This is a genomic window from Gaetbulibacter sp. S0825 (genome assembly GCF_011777505.1).
GTDB lineage: Bacteria > Bacteroidota > Bacteroidia > Flavobacteriales > Flavobacteriaceae > Pontimicrobium.
Genome location: NZ_JAATJT010000001.1, coordinates 1 through 12468 on the forward strand (window position 1 = coordinate 1; position 12468 = coordinate 12468).

At 31.2% G+C, this 12468-nt stretch carries 10 protein-coding genes; 5 read left to right on the forward strand and 5 right to left on the reverse strand.

What is annotated here, in order from left to right:
* Positions 1–1952 (reverse strand): putative porin (locus tag HB672_RS00005; RefSeq protein WP_167605663.1); only part of this gene is annotated, 1952 nt, incomplete at its 3' end.
* A 142-nt stretch (positions 1953–2094) separates the two neighbouring features.
* On the opposite strand from HB672_RS00005, the gene HB672_RS00010 reads away from it, so the two are divergent.
* From HB672_RS00010 to HB672_RS00025, 4 genes are all read left to right on the forward strand, one after another.
* A complete protein-coding gene (locus tag HB672_RS00010; RefSeq protein WP_167605666.1) occupies positions 2095–2694 on the forward strand; it encodes a ribonuclease HII in 600 nt (199 codons plus the stop codon).
* 37 nt (positions 2695–2731) lie between these two features.
* Positions 2732–5095: a ribonuclease HII gene (locus tag HB672_RS00015; protein WP_167605669.1), complete on the forward strand. Its 2364-nt coding sequence runs from the start codon at positions 2732–2734 to the stop codon at positions 5093–5095.
* A 251-nt stretch (positions 5096–5346) separates the two neighbouring features.
* A complete protein-coding gene (locus HB672_RS00020) occupies positions 5347–6396 on the forward strand; it encodes a nucleoid-associated protein (RefSeq protein ID WP_167605671.1) in 1050 nt (349 codons plus the stop codon).
* A 366-nt stretch (positions 6397–6762) separates the two neighbouring features.
* Positions 6763–7878 carry a hypothetical protein gene (locus HB672_RS00025; protein ID WP_167605674.1) on the forward strand — a complete coding sequence of 372 codons (1116 nt, stop codon included), beginning with the start codon at positions 6763–6765 and terminating at the stop codon, positions 7876–7878.
* A gap of 58 nt (positions 7879–7936) precedes the next feature.
* On the opposite strand, the gene lipB is transcribed toward HB672_RS00025, so the two are convergent.
* The 3 genes from lipB to HB672_RS00040 all read right to left on the reverse strand — a co-directional run bounded on the left by lipB (position 7937) and on the right by HB672_RS00040 (position 9856).
* A complete protein-coding gene (lipB, locus tag HB672_RS00030; protein ID WP_167605677.1) occupies positions 7937–8632 on the reverse strand; it encodes a lipoyl(octanoyl) transferase LipB in 696 nt (231 codons plus the stop codon).
* Positions 8633–8707: 75 nt separating this feature from the next.
* Positions 8708–8866 (reverse strand): YqaE/Pmp3 family membrane protein, encoded by a 159-nt coding sequence (locus HB672_RS00035; RefSeq protein ID WP_136844972.1) that lies wholly within the window; start codon positions 8864–8866, stop codon positions 8708–8710.
* A gap of 102 nt (positions 8867–8968) precedes the next feature.
* A complete protein-coding gene (locus HB672_RS00040; protein WP_167605680.1) occupies positions 8969–9856 on the reverse strand; it encodes a hypothetical protein in 888 nt (295 codons plus the stop codon).
* A gap of 195 nt (positions 9857–10051) precedes the next feature.
* Between HB672_RS00040 and lysS the strand changes: the two genes are divergently transcribed.
* A complete protein-coding gene (gene lysS, locus HB672_RS00045; protein ID WP_167605683.1) occupies positions 10052–11743 on the forward strand; it encodes a lysine--tRNA ligase in 1692 nt (563 codons plus the stop codon).
* A 94-nt stretch (positions 11744–11837) separates the two neighbouring features.
* Here the strand turns inward: lysS and HB672_RS00050 are convergent, their stop codons facing one another.
* Positions 11838–12404, reverse strand: a complete 567-nt coding sequence (locus HB672_RS00050; RefSeq protein WP_167605686.1) for a hypothetical protein — start codon at positions 12402–12404, stop codon at positions 11838–11840.
* Between the last annotated feature and the right edge of the window lie 64 nt (positions 12405–12468).

Genomic DNA, 12468 nt, shown 5'->3' on the forward strand with positions numbered 1-12468 from the left:
AAATCCCATACCAATCCAAATCGAATACTCAAATCCCGATGAATACTATTGGGGGAAGTGTAATAATTGTAACCTGTAAATGGAGCATTGAAATGCTCTAACTTAAAAAAGATACGTGTTTGCTTAACTTTAGCATTTATAAAGAAGCCTAATCTAGGGAAACCACCTAGTTGCTTTTCGTTTTGAACGTAGAATTCTGCTAAAACTGGATCGTACGCATTCATATTATATTTGGAGAAGTAATTAAAAGTTATTCCTGTTTGAAGAAATAAGGCTTTATCAAAAAAATGACTAGTGTAATAAAAGGTATTCCTTGTAATAAAATCTGGAACATTTAAAACGTCAGCTCCATCTATAACTGTTTGGTAAAGCAATGTATTATTAAGAGCGAATTTCCCAAACTTCAACTCTTTTTCTAATCTTGCTCTAAAATAATTGACCGTACCATTATATTGATTCGCTTTCAAAAGCGGTTCGACTCCAGATTTATCGAAATAAGTATAGTTATTAATTGTAGTATAGTCCAAATCAACATTAATCAACCTTTTTGATTTGAATTTAAAACCTAGTTGCTTTGTTTGGACATTATCAAACGAGTTTTGCCAATTGTAATTTATATAGTCACTCTGATATAATAGATAGTTATAATTGGGTGCTTTGGAACTTATATTAACTGTGGCACCAACTTTAGAATCCTCATTAATGCTATACTTTGCTTTTCCATTTAAAAAATTTCCATCAAAATCTCCTGAAATATTCAATCCAAAATCTCCTTGAATTAGAAATTTACCAATGGTGTTTTTATATCCTCCCCCAACAGAAACCACATTCCCTTTTAAACGGTTAGTAATATCATTACCATTTATAGATACTAAGGTGTTATAACCATAATTATATTGATTATAAGCGACATTAAACTTTAACTCTCCAAGAGTATTACTTCTATATCTTGTGTTGGCTTCAACATACACATTCTCTAAAGTAGTTTTATCATTTAAATTGGAGCTTGAAAAAGCATCACCAAAGTAATCGGTATAAGGCGAAGTTTGTTCGTATTGATAATACTTGCTTTCGTAAGACACTATATTTCCAAGGCTTAATGTGTTTTGGCTTGATGAGTCTTTTTGCTGGATAAGATTATAATAATGGTCAAAATGGAATCTTTTTCCTTTTAAAACATTTTCGGCATCTTCAAAAGCTGGATCAAAAACCGAACGATCCAAAAATCTAGGATTTCCTGATTCAAATTCATCAAGATCCTTATCTAAAATACCTCCATTTTCTTCATTCATTAGGTCTTGAATTACAGAATGTGCCCTAACATTATACTTGCCATTTTTGGTTTTATAATTAGTTGTAAATCTAAAATTTCCAGTACTTGTTAATATATGCTGATACTTACCTAACGACCTAAGTCCTTTATAAGCTATTGAAAAGTTAAATTGCGGCGTCGTATTTACAGTAAAAAAAGCATCCAATAACTGACCTTGCTCAAAAGCTGTTTTAAACATTAGCTCGGTAAAAGGTGTAGGCACATAATAATAATTAACATCCTCTATCTCCATAAAATTGAAATGTCTTGCACGAGCTCCAAAAACTGGCATTAATGAATTGTTTTCAAAATTATAACTTAAAGTGTTATAGGTTTGTCCAATATTTGAAAATGGTAAGACATTAAAATTATCTCTTCTTAAATAGTTGAATTTATAGTCTTTGTATATAGTAAGAGTTGTATCTACAAAAATTGTATCATGCTCTTTAGAAATAATTTTATAAAGGTCAATAGTTGCGTTTTCGTTTTTACGAATTCTCTTGGAATCATCTAAACTCAATGAATCTTTTTGTAGCGTGAAATTCCCACCTCCTTCTGCACGTTTTAAAGGTGGTTTAGTTTGAGCGCTCATAGCAGCTATACTAAAAAAAGAAAACAACAATAAAACTATACGATTCATAAATATTTTATAATCTTGTAAATACAAGTTTTGTGACGTAAAAACTTCGTGCAAAAATAGTAATTATCAAATGTAATCACTTTTTTTATACGAGAAAGAAAATTACTAAATACCATAACGGTTTTAACAATGATTTATTAAAATGCTTGGACTAAAATATTCGGAATTTGAATTTGAATGCGGCACAGATGAAGCTGGTCGAGGATGTCTTGCTGGTCCAGTTACTGCTGCTGCTGTCATTTTACCAATAGATTTTGAGAATGATATATTGAACGATTCCAAGCAACTATCACATAAAAAAAGAGACGTTTTAAAACCTATTATTGAAAGCGCAGCAGTAAGTTTTGGAGTAACACATATTTTTGAAAAAGAAATTGACAACATCAACATATTGAATGCTTCTATTTTGGCGATGCATCAATCAATTGAAAAACTATCAACTATAACAGAATTTATTGCTGTGGATGGTAACAAATTTAAGCCTTTTAAAGACATACCTCATAAAACTATTATTAAAGGTGATGGTAAATATTTAAATATTGCTGCTGCTTCAGTTTTAGCAAAAACGTATCGTGATACTTATATGCTAAAAATTCACGAAGAATTCCCTATGTATAATTGGAAACAAAACAAAGGTTATCCTACTGCGGAGCATCGCGAAGCTATAAAAAAACATGGCATAACTAAATATCATCGAAAATCCTTCAAGCTCTTGCCAGAGCAATTAACTTTTGAATTTTAAGTTATACCTTTGCATGAAATTGCATTAATTAGTCCTAATGAAAAAGTTTTTTGTTTCCCTTATTATTCTATCAATATGCTTTAGTTGTAATAATTCTAGAGGAAACAAAACCAGTATTACTCAGCTTATTCCAGATTCAACTTCGGTTATTCTAAAAATAAATACGCTCGAAACATTTAAAAGCGACATTAAAAACAGTGCCTTCATAAAAGGACTATCATCAACAGATTTTTACGAAAACTTCAACTCTTCTTTAGAAAGCTTAGAAAGTTTTAACACAAATAATGAAATACTAGTTTGCTATAATAATTCAGGCGATTCTTTAAACTATACTTTCATCACTAAATATCATGATAGTTTATTACAAAAAAACGATTCGCTTAAACTATATAACACAATATTAGATAGTGTTTTTGTAGCCTCAAACTCAAATAGTATTATTACTAATTTAAGTGTTCAAAAAAGCAATAGCTTTAATACTTTCAGTAAAGCTCTAAGTACCGATAAGTCCTTCTCATTGTTACTTAATAACAAGAGCGTTAACAACTTTGGGAAAGGTGCTTTTGGCCTTCCAAATAATAATTTCGCAAACACTATTGCTTTTGATGCTGAAATTACTCCAGACCAACTTATACTTAATGGCGTAAGTATTAATAATGATTCTGTTAGAAAATTTATTGACGTTTTTAAAAACACCATACCTCAAGAAAACACCATCCAAAACATCACCCCTTTAACAAGTGATGGCTTTTTAAGTTTTACTTATAACGATTTTCAAACACTGCATCAAAACTTAGCGACTTACAAGAAACAAATAGTTGACAGCACACAACATTTTGAACTTTTAGAAACGCTAACCGAAGTTGGGTTGATTTATTTAGACGATAAAAAAGTCTTAGCACTTAAATCTATAGATGCTTTTAGTACAAACGCCATTTTAAATAGCGAAGAAAACAAAACAGGAAGTTTTAGAAATACAGACATCTTCTCTTTTAATAGTCCAAGCTACTTCAAAAACATATTTGCTCCTATTGTTTCATTTAAAGATGCTTTAAAATACATTAACATCGATGACTTTTTTGTATTTGCCAATGACGAAGAGCTACTTAAGACTATTATAACCAATATCCAAAACGGAAGCACTTACAACACCGATACTAATTACTCGAACTTACAAAAATCATTAAGTGACGAAGCATCATTATTAGTAATTGCAAATTCCAAACAATTAGAATCCATTTTAGAAAGCACTTTTAATGAAACGGCAATAAGCCTAAATCTAAGCAATCATAAATTTTCTGGATTTCAAATAGTGCAAGATGATGGTTTTGTGCATATTAATACTGCTATAAAAAAGAACAAATCTAGGAGACAACAAAATACCATAAGCGAAGAGTTTAATGTGTCTTTAGAATCTGATATTTTAACCAATCCGCAATTTGTAATTAACCATCGTACTAAACAAAAAGACATTGTTGTACAAGATATAAACAACAACTTATATTTAATTTCTAATAAAGGAAAAGTCCTTTGGAAAAAGCAACTACAAGGCACAATTCTCGGTAGCATTGCGCAAGTAGACCTTTATAAAAATGGCCGCTTGCAACTTGCCTTTGCAACACCAAATCGTGTTTATATTTTAGATAGAAATGGAAAAGATGTGAGTCCTTTCCCATTAAAATTCAATAACGAAATTACCCAACCATTGAGCGTTTTCGATTATGACAACAACAAAAATTATCGCTTTATTGTAGCGCAAAACAATGTGCTTATTATGTACAATAAAAATGGTAAACGGGTTAATGGTTTTAAATATCAAAATACTTCAAACGATATTCTAACCCAACCAAAACATTTTAGAATAAACAATAGAGATTATATTGTATTTGCTGCTGGAAAAACATTAAAAGTTTTAAACCGTCGTGGACAATCTAGAATAAACGTTAACGAGAACATCGATTTTTCAGGCAACGATATTTACAAGTATAATGACGTATTTACAACCACTACCAAAAGTGGCGAGTTAGTACAAATAAACCTTAGTGGTGCTGTTAGCAAACAAGCGTTAAACCTAAGTAGCAACCATTATATTACAACTACAAGCAAAACTTTAGCTTCTGTCGATGAAAATAAATTAACTATTAAGCAACGTACTCAAGAATTGGATTTTGGTAATTACACAGCACCAAAAATATTTTACATAAACGATAAAATTTATATCACGCTTACCGATTTACAAGCTCAAAAAATCTATATGTTCGACAGTCAATCTAAACCCATTAATAATTTTCCAGTCTATGGTACTTCTATAATTGACTTTGCAAATATTGATGGAGACAGCAACTTAGAGTTTGTAACAAAGGGCGAATCAAACTCAATAATAATTTATCAAAAAAATTAAGCTAATTATTTAATTTATAACGGTTTAATTTTGTAGATTTGACCTATTCCCAAGAGAATATTTATTATTAGCACTTTTAGCCATTAGTTTTTGGTTTTTGCCCCACATTTTTAATTTATAAAATTTACAACTAGCAACGATAACCAAATCGAAAGCCGAATCTATTATGAGGTGCCAAGGTAGAAATACCTTGGCATTTTTTATTGAATTCTATTTGTAATTTACTAGTATTGCACTTCTAAATTTTACACATGATTAAACGTACAAAAGCCTCGATTTCAAAATGTATTTTGCATAAAGTTGGCAACAAATTTAACGACACCAAAAACGCTTTTTCGGAGCAACCTATAGATTTTGATGAAGCTAGTTACGATTTAATACTACCATATTTGTTACGTGCTTTTGGTAGCGTTGCAGAGAGCTACAGGTTTAACCATCACGCAAACATAGATCTTAATGAAATTAATAGTTATGCTAGTCAATTATTAAACGACGATACCAATTTTGTTGATGTTTCAAAGCACATAGTGATGCATTTATTTGAGCAATCAAATTCTGCACAAATAAAAACTGGTGATGTTATTGTGTGTATGTTTCATGATATTCAATACGAAGATTACCTTACCGATGCCATTGGCATTTTTAAAATTGAAAACAAGTCGCATTTTTTTCAAACGCATTTAGAAAATAATAGCTACGATTTGTATGTACAAAAAGGAGTTCAGACCAAAAAAGTAGATAAAGGCTGTTTAATTTTAAATGCTGCCGATGGTGAAGGCAAGATTGTATTGAGTGTCGATAATAATAATTACGATGCGCAATATTGGATTAAAAGCTTCTTAAATATAAAGTATCCTGACGACTCCAACCAACACACCAAAAACTATATTGAGATGTGTAGAGAGTTTTCTAAAGAAGTGATGCAACCACAATTTGGCATGCAAGAGCAAAGTAGTTTTTTAGCAAAAACAGTAGATTTTTTCAAGGAAAATGAGGTGGTAAATATTGAAACCTTTAAAGACGATGTTTTTGAAGAGGAAGACCAAATACAACTATTTGAGGACTACAAAAAAACGTTTGAAAGCGATAACAACGTCCTCATCAGAAATCAGTTTGATGTTTCGGAAGTTGTGCTAAAAAAGCAAAAACAGAAAATAAAAACAGAAATAAAACTCGATACCAACATTCAAATAAAATTAGATGTCGATGCACCTGATGCCTCCGCCGAATATCTAGAACGTGGTTACGACGAGGATAAAAAAATGCACTACTACAAAGTGTATTTTAATGCGGAAGGGTAAACTTCTAAAACTCAGCTTCAAAAAGTTGAGAGAAATGCTTCAAGAGCCAACAATTTAATGCAAGGAGGAACTAGATTGCTCGATAATGCATATAACTCTGATCAAAATGCTACTTAAATAAGTTTCGTAATCAATTCTCTTTCATCAACAAATATTGATTTAGAATACACTTTTACAAGAGAGGGTGGTGTAATAATTAATGGAAATTATTCTGAAGAATATATTAATGTTAGTGAATAATAACTACTTTTTTTTACATTGTTTTAACAACGTTCTGGAGCAGTCTAATAATGCCTTATTAATAGGAATAAGTATTGATTAATTGTAATAACTACTATCTTTGTTTTGTCACAAACTACTTAAAGAATGAAAAAAATAATACTTATACTATTAATTATCACTCAAGTTTCATGTAATACAGATGACAGCAATAATGATGATTCATGCGTTTTTGAAGGAGATGTTACTTTAACCACGCAAGAAGAAATCAACACTTTTATTCTAAATGATTATTGCGAAATAAATGGTGATTTAATAATTGGCGATCTATTTCTTAATGACGAAATAAATGATTTAACAGGTTTTATTGGGCTTACAAAAATAAATGGGAGATTAAGAATAGTTGGTAATTCTGTTTTAACTAACCTTAATGGGCTACAAAACATTAAAGAAATTGAAAAGTCTCTTCTAATAGATCGCAACAATTCACTACAAAACATAGATGCACTTTCAGAACTAAAAACCATTGGACAAGACCTTGCTATAGCGTATAATAATTCTTTAAACAATATAAACGTTTTTCATAACATCACCTCTTTAGGAAATGTTAGCATTGTAAACAATCCTTCTATATCTAATTTGTTAGGTTTAAACAATTTAATTTCAGTAAATAGTATTGAAATTAAAGTTAATGAATCTTTAGTTACTCTTGAAGGACTTAATAGCTTAGTTAGTACTGAAAGATATATAGTTATAAGAGACAATATTTCATTAACTACAATACAAGCTTTTGAAAACCTAAGTGTTATTGGGGGAGATTTAGGTATATTGAATAATCCTTTATTAACCTCTTTACATGGACTGGAAGGTGTTAGCTCATTAGTTGGTTTTGAATTATTTAATAATAATTCACTTGAATCATTATCTGGCTTAGAGAATGTGCAATTCATGAGGAAGCTAATAATTAGAAATAACAACTCCCTATTGTCTTTATCAAATTTAGCCAACTTATCATCTATTGGTGACAATATTAGTGGTCGAATTGAGATCCTTTCTAATAATTCGCTGAATTCCTTAGTTGGATTACAAAACGTTGAATCGTTTATAGGAAATATTTGGGTTACAGACAACGATAGTCTAGTGAATCTTTGTAATCTGCAAAATATCTTGGCAAATGGAGTTTATGATTCTGTGAATATCCATTCTAACAATTATAATCCATCAGTAGAAGATATTATTAATGGAACTAATTGTAGTATTTGATTTCATATTTTACAAAACGTCATGAAAGTAATTACTAAACTTGTTTACTTACATAATTTCAAATATCAGCCTCAAAAAGCACTCTAAAGTGTTTAAGAAGTTTTTCTTTCACTTCAGCTTCATCTACCTCTTTTTTACCAAGTTCCACATTAAGAGACGTAACTGCTTTACCTCTAATGCCACAAGGAATCATCAAATCGAAATAACCCAAATTGGCATTCACATTTAATGCAAAACCATGCATCGTTACCCAGCGACTTGCACGAACTCCCATAGCACATATTTTACGTGCAAAAGGGGTTCCTACATCCAACCAGACACCTGTTTCGCCTTTACTACGTTCAGCTTTTAAACCATATTCGGCAAGGGTTAAAATAATCATTTCTTCTAGTAAGCGTAAGTACTTATGAATATCTGTAAAGAAATTATCTAAGTCTAAAATAGGATAACCAACAATTTGCCCAGGACCATGATAAGTGATGTCACCTCCACGATTTACTTTATAAAACGACGCACCTTTTTCTGCAAGTTGCACTTCATCAACCAGTAAGTTACTCATATCGCCACTTTTACCTAAAGTATAAACGTGCGGATGTTCTACGAATAAAAAATAATTGTTTGTGTCTAGATTAGCATCTTCCCTTCTATTCTTAATTTTAGTATCGACAATACTTTTAAACAAGACTTCTTGGTAATCCCAAGTGTCTTTGTAATCTTTAAGTCCTAAATCTTGAAGTTCTATTTTCTTATTCATAGAGCGCAAAATTACGACTTATTTGGAATATACTTCAACTTTGACTAACTGGAAACTTAATACTACGACTGCAAACTATCTTTCAGGATTATTTAAAATAACTAAGGCAGCAATAACACCAGGAACCCAGCCACAAAGCCACAATAAAAAGACGATAAAAATTGAACCACATCCTTTATCTAAGACTGCTAGAGGTGGGCAAAAAATAGAAAGTAAGACTCTCCAAATACTCATAAGATTGATTTTTTTAATTGATGATTACCTATTTGACGCATTTCAAACAGTTTTGTTACATCAACATAAACCATAATTGAAGAGCTTTATTGTTTACTCAACCTATTTACAAACAGCCTTTAAAGCATCTTTAATATCTCCAGGTGTGCTCATTATTTTCATAAATGTTCCCATGGTTAAATCTGGCCAATGCAGTGCTATTCTATACCTACCATGTAACATTGTTGCTTCATTACCTTGTAAAATTATTTCGTACGGCAACGCTGCAGCATGAGATTCTCCAATTTTATGTAAAAAATTAGCTTCTCCTTTTTCTGCACTTTGCAAGCCTACTCCAAAAACAGCTACCTTTTTATTTGGATATACCAATTTGTAGACTTCTATAGAATTTCCTTTTTTAGCTTTTAAATTAGCCTCTATAGTTTTAAGCCCTTCTTCAAAAGAGGCATATTCGTTTAACTCAACTGGATCGGTAAAATATGGCATTGCTATTTTGTAGTGATACTTTTTTAATTTATCTGCTTTAACCGTTCCCCCAAATGGCGCAAATTCTTTTCCAATTGATGAAAAAGTTGTTTTAACATCTGCACTAAACTTTTCAAAAGTAGATTGAAAAGTCACATAATTATCTCTTAAATATGCTCTGAATATATAATCTGGATTCGTATATGAAACCACTACTTTCCCGTCTAATTTAACCAAGCCAACTTTAAAAGCAGCAGCTAAAGCACCTCTATCGGCAATTTGAACTACTTTGTTTTTAATATCGCTTCTAGTAAATACAACTACTTTTAGAGATGATTTATTTGAAGGGTTATAAGTTCCTAAAATTGTAAAATTATCGCCTTCTAAAGTAGAAATCACCTTATCATAAGCACTTTGTATAGATTCTGTTAATTCGCCAACTTTTATATAAGGCGATAGTTCTTGTGAAAATGAATAATACCCAATTACTAGGGTTGCTACTAAACTTAAAATTACTTTTTTCATTTCTTTATAATTTATTTATATGCTATCTCATGTTTATTTCTCAATAATGCACCTAAATGAGGTTTAAATTTGAATAATTAAGCAAAATAACAACCGAAATGGTTTTTAATCTATGACTATAGTCATAATTATTAAAAAGATGCTTTCCCTTTTTTCTAAATAGTTTAATTTTGGCGTTTTAAAACCTTAATTATCATGCAGCTTTCTGAACAAGAAATAGTACGACGCGAAAAGCTTAAAAATTTAAGAGCTTTAGGTATCGACCCTTATCCAGCAAATTTATATCCAGTAGACCATACATCTAAACAGATAAAACAGGATTTCACTGAAGGGAAACAGGTTGTTATTGCTGGTAGATTAATGTCTAGACGTATTCAAGGAAAGGCGTCGTTTGCTGAGCTACAGGATAGCGAAGGTCGTATACAAGTCTATTTTAATCGCGACGAAATTTGCACTGGAGAAGACAAAACATTATACAATGATGTCTACAAAAAACTACTAGATATTGGTGATTTTATTGGTATTGAAGGTGAATTGTTCACAACACAAGTAGGTGAAAAAACAGTGATGGTTAAAAACTTTATCGTGTTAAGTAAATCGCTAAAACCATTGCCATTACCAAAAACAGATGCCGAAGGAAACACGCATGATGAGTTCAACGACCCTGAAATGCGTTACAGACAACGCTATGCCGATTTAGTAGTGAACCCAAAAGTAAAAGACACGTTTGTAAAACGTACGCAAATAACCAATACCATTCGTGAGTTTTATAACGACATGGGCTTTTTGGAAGTAGAAACACCTATTTTACAACCCATTCCTGGTGGCGCAGCTGCAAGACCTTTTATGACGCATCACAATGCATTAAATATTCCTTTATACTTACGAATTGCTAACGAACTATATTTAAAACGATTGATTGTTGGTGGTTTTGATGGTGTATATGAGTTTGCCAAAGATTTCAGAAATGAAGGCATGGACAGAACGCATAACCCAGAATTTACGGTTATGGAAATGTATGCTGCTTACAAAGATTATAACTGGATGATGGACACCACAGAAGAGCTTCTAGAAAAGATTGCTATGAAATTACATGGCACTACTGAAGTGGAGTTCAATGGTAAAATGATTGACTATAAAGCACCTTATAAGCGTATTGGAATTCTGGACGCCATAAAAGAGCATACAGGTTTTGATTTATATCAAAAATCGGAAGATGAGATACGCAACGCTTGTAAAGCATTAGACATTGAAGTAGATGAAACATTTGGTATTGGTAAAATGATTGATGAAATTTTTGGAGAAAAATGTGAACCACATTACATTCAACCAACATTTATTATTGATTACCCAACCGAAATGAGTCCGCTGACTAAAAAGCATCGCTCTAAAGAAGGTTTAACCGAGCGCTTTGAGCTAATGGTAAATGGAAAAGAATTAGCGAATGCTTATTCTGAGTTAAATGACCCAATTGAGCAGCGCGAACGTTTTGAAGACCAATTAAAACTCTCTGAAAAAGGTGATGATGAAGCTATGTTTATAGACCACGACTTTTTACGTGCTTTAGAATACGGAATGCCTCCAACATCTGGTATTGGTATTGGTATTGACAGACTAACAATGTTTATGACAAATAACCCATCAATACAAGAAGTGTTGTTTTTTCCTCAAATGAAACCTGAGAAAAAAGCTATTGAGATGAGCGATAACGAAAAAGCTATTTTCGAGATTTTAAAAACTCAAAAAAGCATGAACCTCAACGATCTTAAAACACAATCTGGTTTAAGTAATAAAGGTTGGGATAAAGGCATAAAAGGGTTGGCAAAACATGGACTTACTAAAGTCACTAAAACGGATGATGCTTTAATTGTGGAGTTACAAGATTAAGTGCTTATTATAGCATTCGTTGCATTATCTCATTATATAAAAAAAAGGAATCACACATTGGTGATTCCTTTTTTTTTCTCTCTTAAATTGATGTTTAGTGGTTTACAACAACTTCAATAGTTTCCTTTGACATGCCTTTATAAGGATCAAATCCTTCAGGTAAATAAGCCTTAACATCAAAATTAATTTCTATGTCTTCTTCTATCTCAATTAACTCAATAGTATTCCAGTCCAAATCGTTTTTCCCTTTTAAGGCATTAAAGTTTTTTGGAAGGTACTTTGAAGTATCAAAACCTATCTCCACTTCTTCTTCAATTTCTATTAATTCAATAGTACTCCAATCTAAATCGTTTTTCCCTTCTAAGGCGTTAAAGTTATCTGGCAGATACATTGTAGTATCAAAATCTAATTGTACTTCCTCCTCTACTTCAACAACTTCAATCTCATTAACTTCTAGATTTTCAGTATTTGTATATTCCTCATTAGTGAAAATTCGTTTTTCTAATTTGTGCATTTCAGTACTCAAATTATCATTTATTGTGTCACCTGTTATATTAATCTTAGCAGATATATTTACTGTAAATAATACACTAAGTAAAAGAGTTAATAGGTTTTTATTAAAACTTTTTATGCGGTTTGTTTTTGGTTCAATTGTTTTCATTTTTTTGGTGTTTTTGATTTGATTGATACTTAATAGACGACTCAAAATCAAATCTGTTACAGTA